This is a genomic window from Paracholeplasma vituli (assembly GCF_025446935.1).
Taxonomy (GTDB): Bacteria; Bacillota_I; Bacilli_A; order Acholeplasmatales; family UBA5453; genus Paracholeplasma; species Paracholeplasma vituli.
In genome coordinates this window covers 12,336-28,908 of record NZ_JAOEGN010000006.1, presented here as the reverse complement: position 1 = coordinate 28,908, position 16,573 = coordinate 12,336, and the positions used below count along the sequence as shown (strand labels likewise).

Below are 16,573 nucleotides of genomic sequence, written 5' to 3'. Positions count from 1 at the left end.
AAGCGCTATGATACAATAACGGTAAATATTAACTTTGAAGTTCAAATACTTCAATAGAGAAAGCGGTGAATTTTATGGAATCAGACAAAACATCTAGTCATTTAGATGTTTTAACACGAAGAAACCTTCTGATTTATACAGGGGTTTTATTCGTTCTACTGGTCTCATCCAGTATTATTTTTGGGCTGTATGCATTCTTAATTGCATTGATAGCTGTTTTAGGCTCCGTATCGGTCGAGGTAGCGTTTGCGAAAATTCGTAAAAAACCACTCGATTACAGTTTATTAATCACACCACTCATCTTTACACTCATGATGCCACCAACTGTGCCGTTATGGATTGTCATCATCGGTAGTGTATTTGGGACATTCTTTGCGAAATCACTATTCGGTGGTCTTGGGAAAAACGTATTCAATCCTGCACTCGTTGGTTATATCTTCGTTACTATCTCATTTCCAAAGTATATGAATACACAGTGGTTGAACCCACAAACCGATGTTGTCGCTTCGACTACACCATTGATTCAATTAAATAACAACGCATTAGGTTACAACCTTTGGGAATTGTTGGTTGGTAATGTGCCTGGGTCATTGGGTGAAACATTCCGAATTGGAATCTTGGTTTTGGGATTAGCATTAATCGTTCTAAAGATTATCGATTGGAGAATCACCTTATCACTTCTAACTTCGATTTTTGTAATTAACCTCGTTGGGGGTTGGATTGTACCGGAACTATTTAGAGACCCAATCTCATCCTTGTTGGTAGGTAGTGTACTATTTGCTGCGTTTTTTGTAGCGACCGACCCAGTCACTGCACCAACCTACGGATGGGGTAGAGTAGCCTATGGTATCGGGATTGGCGTAATAATCATGGTTATTCGTGCAGATGTTGGTGCGTATCCAGAAGGCACTGCTTTTGCGATAGTAATCATGAACGCAATTGCACCATTAATCGATAGTTATAAAAAAGAACCTTCGATGGAGGTAGCCGCGTGAAACAATATATTAAAATGCTTCTGTTTGTGATTATCCTTGGTGGTGTCACATCGGGTTTATTGGTTGGTATGGACTTATTAACTAAAGAACGTATCGAATTGAATAAACAAGCTCAAGTTAAATCTGCCATTTTAGATGCCTATGAGATTAAGTATAATTTAAACACGGTCCATGACATTTTTGATGAAGAAGTCACTGTAATTCAATATGAAGGTCAAGATACATTCTATATCGATAACGCGACAGGACAAATCTCTTACATCTTCTCTGGTGGTGGAGTTTGGGGAACCATTCGTGGGGTTATTACTTTCGAACAAGATTTCAAAACCGTCGTCAATTTGAGTATTCTAGAACAATCTGAAACCCCTGGTTTAGGCGGTGTAGTAGCTGAAAAATGGTACTTAGACAAATATAAAGGTATTGTTTTTGCTGATTCAACTCCATATATTATGATTCGTCATGGGTCAGCTGATAATTTGTCCAATGAAGTAGATGCCATCACAGGTGGGACGCGTACTTCAGAAAAATTTGAAGAAATACTAAATACTGCTTACGCTGATTTCAAAGCTAAATGGGCAGTTGTGGGGGTGTAACGATGAAATTAATTCGATTACGCTATAAAAAATGGTTTAACATATTAAAGGGTGGTATATCTACCAATAACCCAATCGTCGTCACCGTCTTAGGTATCTGTTCTTCGTTAGCTGTCTCTAATAAAGTGGAGAATGCGTTAGCCATGGGGTTCGGTGTTACTTTTGTAGTCATGGCGAGCAGCGCATTTATTTCTGCACTTCGTAGACTAATCCCAGGTAAAGTCCGTATGGTGACCTATATGGTCGTCATCTCAACGTTTGTTATTCTCGTACAGATGTTCCTTGAAGCATTCCTACCATTGATTGCGATTCAGTTAGGTGCTTATGTAGGATTGATTATTACCAACTGTATTGTCATGGGACGTGCTGAAGCTTATGCAATTAAGAATCCTGTTCACTATTCATTAGTTGATGGTTTCGCAAGTGGTATGGGGTATACTTTCGTATTGGTCACAGTCTCGTTGATTCGTGAAACCCTCGCGTTTGGGACTATCTTGGGCATGCGTGTCATGCCTGAATCATTCACAAACTGGTCAATTATGGCTTTAGCTCCAGGCGGATTCTTCGTCATTGCATTGTTTATTTGGGGCATTCGCGAATGGCTCAAATTTTATGAAAGTGAGGAATAACCCATGGAACGTCTAATTGAACTCTTTGTGGCAACCATTTTGAACCACAATATCGCACTCGTATATATCCTCGGGATGTGTCCTCTAATCGCAATTTCTACTTCGGTTAAGAATGCCAAAAGTATGGGGATTGCTGTAGTCATCGTTGTTACGTTGACAGGTATCATCAATTATCCGATTTATCTATTATTAAAACAAACCGAAACGACCAGTTTAGCATTACTTGTGTTCATCATTACGATTGCTGCTACTGTTCAAATTCTTGAACTTTTGATGGAAAAATTCGTACCTAAAATGTACAATGCTTTCGGGATTTTCTTACCTTTGATCACGGTGAACTGTGTTGTCCTCGCAGTATCGTTATTCTTTGTAACCCGCGAATACACATTCAGCGAAACCGCCGTATTCTCCTTTGGTTCTTCTCTAGGTTGGATGCTCGCGATTGTACTGATTGCAGGATTAAGAGAAAAAATGGCGAAACATGCAGATGTTCCTAGAGGACTTAAAGGTAAAGGAATTGTCTTTGTATTATTGGGCATATTAGCTCTAGCATTCATTGGCCTAACTGGCCTAGCAAGCATATAGGAGGCCAAAATGAATATATTTGTTCCCATCATATTAATGGGCGTCTTAGTGCTCATTACCTTACTACTCATCGTCGTGGATAAACTACTTGGTGGTGGAAAAGAAAAAATCTTAATGATCAACGATGAAATCATCATTCCTGTTAAGAATGAAGATACCTTGCTCAATACACTATCAGACCAAAAAATCTATTTACCTTCTGCATGTGGTGGTAAAGCGACCTGCGGTACGTGCAAATTTAGATTGATCGATGGCGGTGGAGAAATCAAACCAACTGAGTTACCATTCCTTTCTGCCTCTGAAAAAGAAAATGGCGTCCGTCTTTCCTGCCAAGTCAAAGTCAAAGACGATATGAAGATTGAAATACCTAAACAATTGTTGAATGCGAAATCGTACAAAACAAAAGTTATTTCGATCATCGATCAGACTTACGATATTAAACTGGTGAAATTTAAACTCATCTCACCAACAAGAATGGAATTTAAGCCTGGTCAATTTGCACAAATTGTTGTACCTGGTATTGATATCATTCGAGCTTATTCGATTGCTTCAAACCCAGCATTCCCAGACGAAATTGAACTCATTATTAGACAAGTACCCAATGGACAAGCGACCACATTTGTGCATAAAGCTCTTAGAGTCGGTGACAAAATTACATTAACAGGACCATTTGGAGATTTCTACCTTCAAGAATCTTCCGAAAGAGACATGATTTGTATAGCGGGTGGGTCTGGTAAAGCTCCGATTCGTAGTATCCTTTATTACTTAAAAGACCGTGGTATGAATCGAAAAGTAAAATACTTCTTTGGAGCTAAGTCCAAACGAGATCTCTATATGACTGAAGAGTTTGAACAACTTCAAAAAGAATTTCCTAATTTCGAATACATTCCTGCTTTATCTGAACCACTTCCAGAAGACAATTGGACCGGACAAACTGGCCTCATTACCGATGTTGTAGACCGAAATGTTGGTGATTTATCCGAATCCGAAGCGTACCTTTGTGGGTCACCAGGGATGATTAATGCCTGCATCAAAGTCCTTAATAAACACGACATTAAACAACATAATGTCTTCTACGACAAATTTTCGTAATCGACTAACGCCAATTTCACATTGGCGTTTTTTCATGAGAAAAGCCATCAAAAAGACGGCTTTCAATTTATTTGATTTGGGAACGATAAATATTGGCATAAACGCCATTTTTCTTGAGTAAAGCACTGTGTGTGCCTTCTTCGACTTTAATCCCTTTTTCCAATACGACAATCTTATCTGCATTCTTGATTGTAGACAAGCGGTGTGCAATGACAATCGTTGTTCTACCTTCTTTGACTTTATTTAATGCATGTTGAATCATACCTTCTGTTTCCGTATCGATATTGGCGGTTGCTTCATCCATGATTAAGATAGAAGGATTGTGGACAACAGCTCTTGCAAAAGAAATGATTTGTTTTTCACCAACTGAAAAGTTACTACCTTGTCGTGTGACTTTAGCGTGGATTCCATCCTCAAGTTTATCTAAGAGTTTATCGCCACCAATTTCGCGTAAAATACGTTCAATTTCAGCATCAGAAATATCAACACCAAATCGAATATTATCCGCAATCGTACCTTTGAAAAGGACAGGGTCCTGTAGAATGATCCCGATGTGTTGACGATAGGTTCGTTTACTATAGGTTCGAATGTCTTGATCATCGATATAAATATTACCCATATCATCGGGTTTAATGTCGTAAAAACGCAGTAATAAGCTCATTAATGACGTTTTTCCAGAACCAGTATGACCGACTAATCCAACCATTTGACCAGGTAGTACAGTTAAATCGATGCCTTTTAAGACCGGGTTATTCTTTTCATAGGAAAACCAAACATTATCGAATACGATTTTGCCTTCATAACGATCGATTACATGGAAATCACTATCTTCTTGCTCACCATCGACAATAACGAATAAACGTTCAGTTCTGACAATTGCATGCTGTAAGTTACCAATTTCTCTAAAGAGTGTCCCCACAGGTTCAATGAGTCGTGATAAATAATCATTGTAGGCATAGATAATCCCAGCAGATACTACAAATCCTGCAATATTTAGATAAGATACGCCGAAATAGAGAATGACAAATGCTGTAACCAATTGACCAATTAAGCGAATCATGTTCCAACCGATGGATAGATGAAGCTTAGTTTCCTTTAATTTTTCTTTTAAGAAATCTTCTGATAATTGATTAAACTTATCTGAAGTTTGTTCTTCAAAGTTGAAAATTTGAAGTACTGAAATACCATTGATGATTTCATTAAGGTTTGCTGTAATCATCGAATTTTGTTCGTTGACCTTCACCGCAATCTTATTTAATTTCTTGATAAAATAACGCAGCCAAATATAAACAAATGGGAAGATTATAAATGTGAATAGTGCGAGTTTCGCATCCAAGTAGAACATCCCAATATACGCGAATACAATTGCCATTGTCGCATTCACTAATAAATTCATGATTGTTGAGAATAGGTTCATCATCCCACCAACGTCATTGATGATACGGTTAGCAATTTTCCCTGCAGGTTCCTTTTCAAAATACTGCATTGGCATCTTCTGCAAGGATTTAATGGCGTCCATACGCGCATCTCTAACAATGTTCACGTTGATCATCATGGTTGAAATACGCTGGATATACGTGAATAAAATTTGTAAAAAGAATCTTAAAATCAATAAAACGAGTAATACAATAATCGGATTCACGAAAGGTTGATAGAATGCGAGTACTTCATTTTTCGACAGCTGAGTTACCGCATAGGTAAAAGTTTGACCTTGATTATTATGAACGGTTAAGGTATTACCAGTAATGGTTTTATTTCCAAGCTCAACGATATCCATGACCGCGTAATACTTACCGCGGTAAATGATGATGGATAAGACATCGCCTTCTGTATTATCTTGAACATAATTAGACCCTTGATAAGAAACACCTTCAGATGAACTACTTTCATACCACGGTCTTTCAATTCCGACTAAGTAATCATCGAGAATCGACTTGACAATGAGTGGTGCGAACAAACCTAAAACTTGAACAATAACCATCGCTGTGAAACTAATGACTAAGTATTTTTTATATTTGGCGATATAGCGCCAGACTTTTTTCATGGTTTTCATGGGATTACCTCATCGTCATCTGCTCAATAAACTGGGTTTTATACCAACCCTCTTGTCTAATGAGCTCTTGGTGTGTACCACGTTGGGTAATTCGACCAGATTCTAAAACCAAAATGATATCTGCATCGTGAATCGCAGAGAATCGATGTGCGATGATAATATTGGTTTTACCTTTACGGAATTCTTTTAAGTGGTTAATGATGTTGTCTTCAGTTTTCGCATCTACTGCCGATAACGAATCGTCTAAAATGAGAATAGCGGGTTCTTTGATTAAAGCTCTCGCAATTGAAAGACGTTGTTTTTGCCCCCCAGACAAACTGACACCGGATTCACCTACCATGGTATGTAAACCATCGTGTAAAAACATCAAATCTTTTTCAAAGTCGGCAAGTTTGACAGCCTTATCTAACATTTGTGAAGAGGCATTTGGTTTACCAATTAAGATATTTTCATCGAAACTACGCCTAAACAGTATGTGGGATTGTGGTACATACCCCACTAGGTTTCGAATATCTTCTATTTTATAGGATTGAATTGGTTGATTATCTACAAGAATCGTTCCCTCTGAAACGTTAAATTCTCGTAATAGCTGCCTGATTAAGGTAGACTTACCCGCACCTGTTGGACCAACAATACCAATGGTTTGGCCTTTTTTAATGGTAATGTCGATATTCTTAATGACCGGTTGTTTATCAAATGGATATTTAAATGTAACATCTTTAAATTCAATCACATTAAAATCGATAATAGCTTTAGAGTCGATTTCATCATGGACTTCAGGTTTTTCATTCATGACTTGTTCGAAACGGTCAATTGAAATATGCGCATTGTTGATTTGTGTAAAAATCCCTGAAATCGAGGTGATTGGTCCATACAATTGGCCGATATAAGCCACAAATGTGATCAATCCACCTAAGGTCATTTCTTGTTGCATAATATAAAATGTCCCAAATGAGAATGCAAGAATATATGCAATACCATAAATGACTTCAAACATGGGTGTAAACCAGTTTTCATATTTAACAATGTAGCGCCAGGATTCGATGTCCTTATTGATGGCGTCATATTGACGTTTAAGATCATTTTCCTCTTGAACATAAGCACGTATTGTCTTTTGGCCTTCGACGTTTTCTAAGACCTTTTCAGTCATATCTGCGTAGATTTCACGGTGAATCTTTATGTATTTACGTTTTTTATTACGGATGATGTTTAAAATCGTAATCCCGATCGGCATGATTGTGATGGATATAATGGTTAATTTCCAACTGATCGTCATACCCATGACCGCGATTGCGAATATAATCAGCCCCACGTTGAAGATGATACCTTCTAACAATGACGTAGCTGCCTGTGTAATCGAATCTAGATCGCTCGTCACACGGGAAATGAGGTCCCCTTTTTCATACATTTCATAAAATTTGGAGTCCATTTTAAAAAGGTGTTTTAAATAATTACTTCTCAGTTGATAAGCCAGTTTTTGTGCTTCCTTGGTTACCATAAAGTTATAAAGGAATGACATTAAATAACGCAAGACTGGAATGAGTAATAGAAGACCAAAAAGCCAAATAAAGTTTTGTCGAGTTAATTGCGAAGAAACGATAATGTCAATGGCTTCACCAAGCACTTTTGCAGGTGCTAAAGAAATAATGGATATCCCGATTAATAGGATAAACATGATGGTGTATTGCTTCCATTCAACTTTGATGAACCAACCGATGTGAGAGATGATTTTTTTCATAGTATAATGTCCTTAAGAGTGTGTCCTGTCTATATATGATTATACAGCCATCGAGTTTAATTTCATAGCCCATAATCTTGAAAACGTTTCAATCTATATATGAAAAAAATCAGTCGTGATTGACTGATATTCTAACTATTTTATTCTTTAAATTGATATCCAATTCCCCATACAGTTTGGATGATATCCGGGTTGGTTGAGTCCTTTTCGATCTTGTTTCGAATAAACCTTTTTCGACCTTAGGATATGAGGATACGACTATCTTCATTTTATCTTAAACCTAAGTATAGGAGACCTCCCGGGGTAATTCATATAACTTTCCTCTTTTTCGTGCTTGGTTCACATCCCTAAATTACGCTCACTTTTTGGACTTCAAGATGTTCTGTTCTCTTATCCTTTAAAAATACCTTACACCAAGTTCTCGTTCACCAAGCCAAGATTTTACTACGCACTTCCTCCAGTTCACACCTCACGATGGATACCTTGTGCTTCGTTAGTGGTGGTCAGTGAGTACCTCCACAGTGGACTTTCACCACTTAGTTATATGCGATGCCCGATACACAGAAAAAACAGAAATCCTTGTAGATTTCTGTTTATTTACCATTGTGCACTTTTATGGTTTGATTTACCAGTTGCATCACGTGATCTGCGAGTTCTGTGGAGGATAAGTCTTGATAGGTTTCTTTATAAATCGGTTCATGAATGATGACTTTTATCTTAGTAGGTCTCCAAGGTGCTCTATGTTTAACCTCAGTGGTTCCGATTAGAGTTATGGGAACAATCGGAGCTTCTGCTTTAGTTGCGAGTTTGTATGCACCTGCACGCATCGCGACCATTTGTTCATCGTTGCGATCTTTAATGCCACCCTCAGGGAATATGGCCATAATCATACCTTGTTTAATTTGATCAATACCTTTAAGTATGGATTTTGCAGCTTCACGGTTGTTTTCACGATCAATTTGGATACAACCAAACCAAGGCATATAACGTCTTACGACTGGTAACTTATAGATGCCTTTTTTAGCTGCCATGCCCGCAGGTCTATCAATCAGTTGATAAAGAATAAACGGATCTGCGTAGGATTTGTGGTTTGCATACATCACGAAACTACCGTCTGCTGGCAACAAATGTTTCCCTTCTACCTTTAATCTTAGTCTTAAAGCAAATATCGAGATGAATTTGGCGATACTACGAATGTAATAATGCTTGAATCGATTATCAACTTTGGTGTACTTCATATAAGGCATCATGACAATGAGGGTAAGTACCATAGAAATCCATGCGAGTGCGTAGCCTACGATGAGCCAAACTGGAATGAGCCATAGTTCAGAGGACGTGAGGCCAAAAAAGAACCCTGCTGATCCAAACCAAATGATAATAAATAGTGCTGAAATCATGATTTCACCTTTTCGTATACACAAAATCTTAATACATCGACTTTTTCTTCTTGAATCAGGTGGTATGCGTTTAAATCAAACTTCGGAAAATAAACGTTCCCTTCATGAGATTTGTCGATGAAAGTGATGTAAAGTTGGTCGGCATAAGGTAAACTTAAACGGTAGATAGTCTTACCACCAATGACGAATAAATCGTCTTTATAGGTGCTTAAGAACTGATCGATGTCCGTTACCTTAATTGCGTCGTGAAACACCCTATCCGTAATAGAAGCAACATACAGTTGTCCAAACGGTAATGGTTTGTCTTTATAGTATGATTTTAATGAATCATAAGTCATATCTCCCATTAAAACGGGTTGACCTTTGGTTTTTTCTTTAAAATAGGCCAAATCTTTCTTGTAATGCCAAGGCAATACATTGTCTTTACCGATTAGCCAATCTTGATCCATTGCCCAAATGAGTTTAATCATACCGCTACGACACCTTTGATTGTAGGGTATGGATTATAATCCACCAATTCAAAATCATCAAATTTGAACCCTGTAATCTCTTTAACGTCGGGATTTATTTTCATCTTAGGCAGTGTTCTAGGGGTTCGACTGAGTTGTAGATTCACTTGATCAAAATGATTACTATAAATATGTGCATCCCCAATGGTATGAACGAATGTTTTTGGTTTTAAACCCGTAACTTGAGCTACCATCATTAAAAATAGGCTGTAGGATGCGATATTAAATGGAATACCTAAGAAAATGTCACCACTTCGTTGATAAAGTTGAAGGGATAACTCACCATTCACCACATAAAACTGCATGAATGTATGACAAGGTGGTAACGCCATTTCAGGTAAGTCTTTCGGATTCCAAGCGGATAGAATTATGCGTCTTGAATCGGGATTGTGTTTAATTTGCTTGATGACATCCATCAACTGATCAACCCCGTTAAAATTACGCCACTGAGCACCATAGACTGGCCCAAGTTCGCCATGTTTCTTTGCGAACTCAGCATCATTTTTGATTTTTTGAACGAATTCTTCCATCGTTTCTTGTCGATAGTCATCCGATTTTTTAAATTTTTCATAAGGCCATTCATTCCAAATTCGGACATCGTTGTCAACTAAATATTTAATATTAGTGTCCCCACTGATGAACCAAAGTAATTCATGAATGATGGCTTTTAAGAATACTTTTTTGGTCGTTAACAGAGGAAATCCCTCAGATAAATCAAATCGCATTTGATAGCCAAACACACTTTTGGTTCCGGTGTTGGTTCTATCCGTTTTTTCGGTGCCATGTGTCATTACATGACGACATAGATCGAGATACTGTTTCATTATTTTGCCAATTGATACAATGCATCTGCATAGATAGCAATGCTCATGAAGAAATCATCTAAAATGATGTATTCGTCTTTTTGATGAATATAGCTTGGTTTATTAGGGAAATGTGGTCCAAATGCTACCGAGTTTTTCATCGCTCTTGCGAAAGTACCACCACCGGTAGTCAGTGGTTTAGCCTCATAGTCTTTGGAATACTTCTTATAGGCTTCCATAAGGGTTTGAATCATAGCTGATTTTGGGTCCACATAAAGCAGGCGTTGGTGTTTGCCGAGTTCAACTTTTAATCCAAGTGAAGAGAATGCTGTTTCAAAACGTTTGATAAAACTTTCTGGGTCAACACCATTTGGATAACGTGGGTTTAAAATGATTTCGAATTGGTTATTTTCGAGTTTAAATACACCAGCATTAACTGTCACAGGTCCCATTTCTTTATCTAAATAGTCGACACCAATTTTGACGCCTTTAGTATCGTCTAATAGGTAGGTATTGATGGCGTCAATAAATGCATTTGTGATACCTACTTCATTAAAGAAATGAACCATGAGATAGGCTGCGTTCACACCTTCGTCTGGTGTAGAACCGTGTGCACTCTTACCATCGATTTCAAGGACTAAATTAGCACCTTCTTCGGATACCTTACCTGAATATTTATGTTTAGAAAGGAATGCTTCAAATTTTTCTTTCAAGTCTTTGTCTGAAACAATTGCGAGGGCGTGATCAGGCACCATATTATCGCGTAAACCCGAGTCAAAACGAACCAATTTAGATGGCTCATTCTTACCTTTAACGACGACTTTTAAAATGCCTTTTTCACCATAGGTTAGAGGGAACTCTGAGTCTGGAATGAATCCGGCTACTGGTTGTTCTGGATAATGTTTAAAATAGTAATTTACACAGCGCCAAGCGGTTTCTTCATCGGTACCAAGAACCAATTTGATACGCTTAGAGAGTGGAACTTGGAGGTCCTTCAATATTTTCATAGCATAATAAGCAGCGAGGGTTGGACCTTTGTCATCTTCTGTTCCACGGCCATACATTTTACCGTCTGCAACGACTGCACCGTATGGTGGATAAGACCATCCAGAACCTGCAGGTACGACATCTAAGTGACCCACCATACCGACGTATTCGTCTTGTTGACCATATTCAATGTGACCAGCATAATGATCTGCATTTAACGTGCTAAAACCATCTCTTTTGCCAATATTCAACATATAAGTTAATGCTTCATCGATACCTTCGCCAAATGGTGCATGTTTACGGTTCGGATCGAAAGTGGTTAATTCTGAATTGATTTGAATGAGGCCGACTAGGTCTTTCATAATCGCTTCTTTGCGTTTTGTGACTTCTTCTACAAAATTAATGTTCATAATATCAACTCCTTGTTTCATTATACCAACATTTAGGTTCATTCACAATCCATTTTAGTGCTGTATGTATCAAAATTCAAAAACGTTTATATGATATATAAAAATGAAAAAGCGCCTGCTTAGGCGTCTTCTTCCGGACATGATGGACTTGTTTTAAATGTACTAGAAAGGTGTATAACCCTTTCGCCGACGAGTTCAATGACTGAAATGATTTTGTTATTTGCAAGTTCGAGTTTTCTGGTTTGAAGCCTGCCGCGGATTGCTACCATAGACCCTTTCTTACAATAGTTTTCAATAATTTCAGCCGAACCTTGCCATAGACTACAACTGATGAAATCTGTTTCGTAAAGACCATCCATATTCTTGAATGCACGCTGAACTGCAATCTGAATATCGGATACTTTTTTGCCATCCTCCATGGTCTTCACAACAGGATCGTGAGTGAGTCTACCAATCAGTGTTACTTGATTTAACATTGTGTACCTCCTTGATGCCTATTATAAAGTAGTATATTGAAATCACCTAATTGCAGAAATTCAGGATGTAAAGTTTAAATTGACGTATTTTGATACAAAAAAAGGAATTTCGATGTGAAATTCCCCTTGAATGGTTTTTATATTAATTTTTGATAAAAACTAGGCTTTTTGAGCTTTCGCTGGTAAGACAACAAATGAAGAAATACGTTTAGGTTGAATATCTTGCGCGATCACTTGAATATCATCTAATGTAATGGATTCAATGATTTCAGGTACTTCAAACATAGAAATACCATTCGCTAAATAATTGGTGAATCCCATTGAAATCGATTCAAGGCTATTTAAACTCATAAAGAACGAGCCCAATGTACTCTTCTTTTGACGTTCAAATAAAGCAACATCGTGATTTTTACGTTTTAACGCTAAAATCATTTTGGTTAGTTTTTCCTTAAGTGCAGTTGGATCGACGGTATCACCAAAGAATGCTAGGCTGAACGCGCCGTCTTCTTCAATACTGGTATATTCGAAAGATTCATTAATTAAACGCGATTGTAATAAGGTTTGATAGTTCCTTGTGGAGTTCGCAAAATACATATCTAGCAATATTGCAAGTGCAATGTCTTTCTTTAGGGCTTCTTTTCCCGATGAAGGTGTTAATTTAACCCCAAGTCCTAGTTTAGGCATGACTACAGGCATTTCCACTTCTGCATGAGATCTTACAATCCCTTTAGGTTCTTTTGGCATAAAGCGTTTGATTGGTTCTTGATAGGTATATGCTTTTTTAGCTTGGTTATCTTCAATCAATTTAGCCATCGCTTCGGGATCAAAATTACCGACTAAGACGACTTCCATGTTGGAAGGGTGGTAGAATGTTTCATACGCATCATAAAGCTTTTTGGCGGTAATCCGGTAGATGGATTCTACTGTCCCCCCAATTTCAACATGGATTGGGTGTTTTTCATATAGATTTTGTAATAATCCATAAAACAAACGTTGATTAGGGTAATCGGCATACATTCTAAGTTCTTCAGCAATGATACCTTGTTCTTTACGAACCGATTTCACTGTGAAGTACGGGGTTTGCACGAAATCTAGTAAATAATTCAGCGCACCTTCAATGTTTTTAGTGCCTGAGAATAAATAACTAGTACGATCAAAATTCGTATAGGCGTTCGCATTGACACCAAATTTTGACAAGGTTTCAAATGCATCAGTCTTGTCTGGCATTGAAAACATCTTATGTTCTAAGAAGTGCGCAATACCTTCTGGTTGATTCATCTTTTTACCTGTTTTTGGGAAAATAAAACTTTGATCAAATGAACCATAGTTTGTAGTAAATGTAGCGAAGACTTTATGAAAATCAGTTTTTGGAATCATATAAATCTTTAAACCATTGGCTAGAGTCTTTTGATAGACGGTTTCATTGAGTTGAGGATAGTATAGTTTTTCCATAGTTTAACGCTCCACATCCAATAGATAAACCGTATCTTTTACGAGTAATTTACCTACTTCTAATAAATCATTTGGGGTCACAGCTTCAATTTTAGCGATACGTTCTTCTAAAGAAGGTGTTTTACCTAATAACGCTTGAATATACATCAAGTTTTGTCTCGCACCTTGAGAGTCTTCTGATTCCTTTAGGTCATTGATCATCGCTTGTTTGGATAAGGCAAGTTCTTTTTCACTAATGCGTTCTGTGCACATACGTCTGACTTCTTCATCGATCACTTTCTTAGCTAAATCTAAGCGTTTCGCATCGACACCGGAATAGATGAATAAAATCCCTTTGTAGGCGTCATAGACAGATGATACATAATAACATAATGAGTGTTTTTCGCGTACATTTAAAAATAAACGAGAGTGTACATATCCACCTAGTGCTGCATTAAATAATACGGCAGCGACATGATTGGTATCTCCTTGACGAATTGGTAAACGATAACCAATATTCAATTTCGTTTGGTTGATTTGATCGTGTTCAACGATTTCTTTAACCGATTCAATAGTCTTGGTTTCATAGTCTAAGAAATCGATTGGGCTGAAGGAAGCGTTTGGGAATATCGTTTCAGTTAAAGAGATGTCTTGACGCTTAATATCTCCAGAAAGGATAATTTGAAGTTCATCGTTATTCACGAAGTCTTTATATAATTTCTTAAATTGTTTGAATGTCAGTGCTTCTAATTGTTCTTTGGTTCCGGATACACGAGCACCGTAGAGTTCATTTGGACACATTTCTTCAAATAGACGGGTTAAAGCATAACGGGTTTTATCGTTTTCTTTCGCAACCACTTCTTCAATCAGCATTTGTTTTTCAAGTTCAAAGTCTTTTTCATTGAAAGTATCATGTCCATAGACATATTCCTTCAAGAAGTTTAACCCTTCAGCAAACAATGTTTCATCGAGTGCTAGGGAAGGATTGATCAATTTGAGTTGAATATGAATGATACTTAAAGTACCAATTTTATTGGTATTCGAACTTAAACTTGCACCATAAAGATTTTCAAGTTTTTCATTGAATTGTTGGCGATTTTTGTATAAGTTAGTTTTAGTGCGTAGTACACTTGGCAGTAAGGTTCTAAAGGCGAATTCATCTACTCTCGCCGGCCTTTTAAACTTTAATGTGATGAGTACCGTTTTGAATTTTTTTGTAGTGTCGACTAAAATCATGATTTAATCGCTACTTCTAGCGCAATTTCCATCATTTTTGTGAAAGATTTTTGTCTTTCTTCAGCAGTGGTTGCTTCATGAGTGACTAGGGAGTCAGACACAGTTAAGAGGCAGGTTGCTTTCTTATTCAATGCTTTAGCATTTGCGAATAAAGCGAAAGATTCCATTTCTACTGCGATACAACCTTGTTCATTGAAACGGGCTTCATGGACAGAACCTTTTAAGTTATAGAACACGTCAGAAGAGTGAATTCGTCCGACTGTAAGCGGAATATTTAACTTTTCTGCAGCTTTCACGGCACGATTATTAAGTGTCTTATTCGCTTTTAGTACTTTAGATCCAGTTAATCCCATAGTTTTAGCATAGGAAGATTCACTGTATGCTTCATTGACTAAAATGACATCGTATAGGTTTAAATCCTTCGTATAAGCTCCACAAGACCCTACGCGAATGATGTTTTCGACGCCATAGAAAGCGAAAAGTTCATAGGAGTAAATACCAATGGAAGGCATTCCCATACCTGAACCAAATACAGTGACTGGTTTGCCTTTATATTTACCGGTATAGCCAAACATATTACGTACTGCGTTGATTTGAACAACATCGGTTAAGAAGGTTTCTGCAATCATTTTCGCACGTAGTGGGTCACCCGGCATTAATACTGTTTTAGCTATTAAATTTTTATCTGTAAGACTAATATGAGGTGTTGGAATCATCTTTCTTATCTCCTTGTTGATGGGTTACGATTTTAATACCTGAGGATGCACCAATACGGCTAGCCCCTGCTTCAATCATGAGTTTTGCATCTTCATAGCTACGAATACCGCCAGAAGCTTTTACACCATAATTAGGACCGACAACTTTACGCATCAATGCGATATCGGCTGCAGTCGCACCACCGGTTGAGAAACCTGTGGATGTTTTGACAAAGTCTGCTTTTGCTAAAACCGCAAGTTCGCACGCTTTGATTTTTTCTTCATCGGTTAATAAACAGGTTTCGATGATGACTTTAACCAGTTTACCACTCGCTGCTGCGACAACAGCTTTGATGTCTTGCAAGACTGCGTCATAACGTTTGTCTTTAAGGTTACCAACAGAAATGACCATATCGATTTCATCTGCACCATCTATAACCGCTTGACGAGTTTCAAACGCTTTAGCCTCAGTGGCATGCGCACCGGAAGGGAATCCAACGACTGTACAAACGAGTACGGACGAACCTTGTAGCAATGATTTTGCTAGTTTAACATAATTTGGGTTGACACATACACTCATGAAGTCATACTGTTTAGCTTCTTCGCAGAGTTTAATGATGTCTGCCTCTACCACACTAGGTCCTAACTTGGTGTGGTCAATCATTTTACTTAATGACATGATTATTCTTGCTCCTTTTCTTTCTTACGACTTAATTTTACAATATGAACGAGTGTCAAGCCAACGTTTAATACAACGACTGACACTGAGCTGATCATGATGTCATAAACTACAAAAATCACGCAGCCGATGATATTGATGAAACGAATTTGTCTTTCACTCTTCATTAAAAATGAGATTAGGACCAAGGTCCCTGCTAAAATGCCAAATAGCTCCACAATTGCAGGATCTAGGTTTGAAAACATGTAATTCCTCCTTTTTTTGG

The 16,573-nt window shown here is 37.7% G+C and carries 18 protein-coding genes; 5 read left to right on the top strand and 13 right to left on the bottom strand.

Going from position 1 to position 16,573, the window contains the following annotated elements; genetic code table 11:
• The first annotated feature begins 74 nt into the window (after positions 1–74).
• Genes N7603_RS04075 through N7603_RS04055 form a run of 5 tightly spaced genes read left to right on the top strand, consistent with a single transcriptional unit; the run spans position 75 to position 3,894 of the window.
• The gene (locus N7603_RS04075; RefSeq protein WP_262096077.1) at positions 75–995 is read left to right on the top strand and encodes an RnfABCDGE type electron transport complex subunit D; all 921 of its coding nucleotides are present in this window, start codon (positions 75–77) and stop codon (positions 993–995) included.
• The gene (locus tag N7603_RS04070) at positions 992–1,588 is read left to right on the top strand and encodes an RnfABCDGE type electron transport complex subunit G (protein WP_262096076.1); all 597 of its coding nucleotides are present in this window, start codon (positions 992–994) and stop codon (positions 1,586–1,588) included. Before N7603_RS04075 ends, N7603_RS04070 begins: the two co-directional genes overlap by 4 nt.
• A 2-nt stretch (positions 1,589–1,590) precedes the next feature.
• Complete coding sequence (locus tag N7603_RS04065; RefSeq protein WP_262096075.1) at positions 1,591–2,217, top strand: Rnf-Nqr domain containing protein; 627 nt, start codon at positions 1,591–1,593, stop codon at positions 2,215–2,217.
• Positions 2,218–2,220: 3 nt separating this feature from the next.
• Entirely contained in the window at positions 2,221–2,802 is a 582-nt protein-coding gene (locus N7603_RS04060; RefSeq protein WP_262096074.1) for an Rnf-Nqr domain containing protein, read from the top strand.
• A gap of 9 nt (positions 2,803–2,811) precedes the next feature.
• Entirely contained in the window at positions 2,812–3,894 is a 1,083-nt protein-coding gene (locus N7603_RS04055; protein ID WP_262096073.1) for an NADH:ubiquinone reductase (Na(+)-transporting) subunit F, read from the top strand.
• Between the two features lie 67 nt (positions 3,895–3,961).
• Here the strand turns inward: N7603_RS04055 and N7603_RS04050 are convergent, their stop codons facing one another.
• The 13 genes from N7603_RS04050 to N7603_RS03995 form a co-directional block, all read right to left on the bottom strand.
• Positions 3,962–5,947 (bottom strand): ABC transporter ATP-binding protein, encoded by a 1,986-nt coding sequence (locus N7603_RS04050; RefSeq protein ID WP_262096072.1) that lies wholly within the window; start codon positions 5,945–5,947, stop codon positions 3,962–3,964.
• Between the two features lie 4 nt (positions 5,948–5,951).
• Positions 5,952–7,685 carry an ABC transporter ATP-binding protein gene (locus N7603_RS04045; protein WP_262096071.1) on the bottom strand — a complete coding sequence of 578 codons (1,734 nt, stop codon included), beginning with the start codon at positions 7,683–7,685 and terminating at the stop codon, positions 5,952–5,954.
• A 140-nt stretch (positions 7,686–7,825) separates the two neighbouring features.
• Positions 7,826–7,909 (bottom strand): winged helix-turn-helix domain-containing protein, encoded by an 84-nt coding sequence (locus tag N7603_RS09070; protein ID WP_373425363.1) that lies wholly within the window; start codon positions 7,907–7,909, stop codon positions 7,826–7,828.
• Positions 7,910–8,278: 369 nt separating this feature from the next.
• On the bottom strand, positions 8,279–9,082 hold the full coding sequence (locus N7603_RS04040; protein ID WP_262096070.1) for a lysophospholipid acyltransferase family protein: 804 nt from the start codon (positions 9,080–9,082) through the stop codon (positions 8,279–8,281).
• Positions 9,079–9,552, bottom strand: a complete 474-nt coding sequence (locus N7603_RS04035) for a dihydrofolate reductase (RefSeq protein ID WP_262096069.1) — start codon at positions 9,550–9,552, stop codon at positions 9,079–9,081. Before N7603_RS04035 ends, N7603_RS04040 begins: the two co-directional genes overlap by 4 nt.
• Complete coding sequence (locus N7603_RS04030) at positions 9,549–10,415, bottom strand: thymidylate synthase (protein ID WP_262096068.1); 867 nt, start codon at positions 10,413–10,415, stop codon at positions 9,549–9,551. Before N7603_RS04030 ends, N7603_RS04035 begins: the two co-directional genes overlap by 4 nt.
• Positions 10,415–11,791: a dipeptidase PepV gene (gene pepV, locus N7603_RS04025; protein WP_262096067.1), complete on the bottom strand. Its 1,377-nt coding sequence runs from the start codon at positions 11,789–11,791 to the stop codon at positions 10,415–10,417. The genes N7603_RS04030 and pepV overlap by 1 nt, the downstream gene beginning before the upstream one ends.
• A 119-nt stretch (positions 11,792–11,910) precedes the next feature.
• Positions 11,911–12,267 carry a single-stranded DNA-binding protein gene (locus tag N7603_RS04020; protein ID WP_262096066.1) on the bottom strand — a complete coding sequence of 119 codons (357 nt, stop codon included), beginning with the start codon at positions 12,265–12,267 and terminating at the stop codon, positions 11,911–11,913.
• Positions 12,268–12,426: 159 nt separating this feature from the next.
• On the bottom strand, positions 12,427–13,719 hold the full coding sequence (yfmH, locus tag N7603_RS04015; RefSeq protein WP_262096065.1) for an EF-P 5-aminopentanol modification-associated protein YfmH: 1,293 nt from the start codon (positions 13,717–13,719) through the stop codon (positions 12,427–12,429).
• Between the two features lie 3 nt (positions 13,720–13,722).
• A complete protein-coding gene (yfmF, locus tag N7603_RS04010; protein ID WP_262096064.1) occupies positions 13,723–14,934 on the bottom strand; it encodes an EF-P 5-aminopentanol modification-associated protein YfmF in 1,212 nt (403 codons plus the stop codon).
• Positions 14,931–15,647 (bottom strand): purine-nucleoside phosphorylase, encoded by a 717-nt coding sequence (gene deoD / locus N7603_RS04005; RefSeq protein WP_373425362.1) that lies wholly within the window; start codon positions 15,645–15,647, stop codon positions 14,931–14,933. Before deoD ends, yfmF begins: the two co-directional genes overlap by 4 nt.
• Positions 15,628–16,308: a deoxyribose-phosphate aldolase gene (deoC, locus tag N7603_RS04000; protein ID WP_262096062.1), complete on the bottom strand. Its 681-nt coding sequence runs from the start codon at positions 16,306–16,308 to the stop codon at positions 15,628–15,630. The genes deoD and deoC overlap by 20 nt, the downstream gene beginning before the upstream one ends.
• 2 nt (positions 16,309–16,310) lie before the next feature.
• Positions 16,311–16,553: a YgjV family protein gene (locus N7603_RS03995; protein WP_262096061.1), complete on the bottom strand. Its 243-nt coding sequence runs from the start codon at positions 16,551–16,553 to the stop codon at positions 16,311–16,313.
• Positions 16,554–16,573 lie beyond the last annotated feature (20 nt).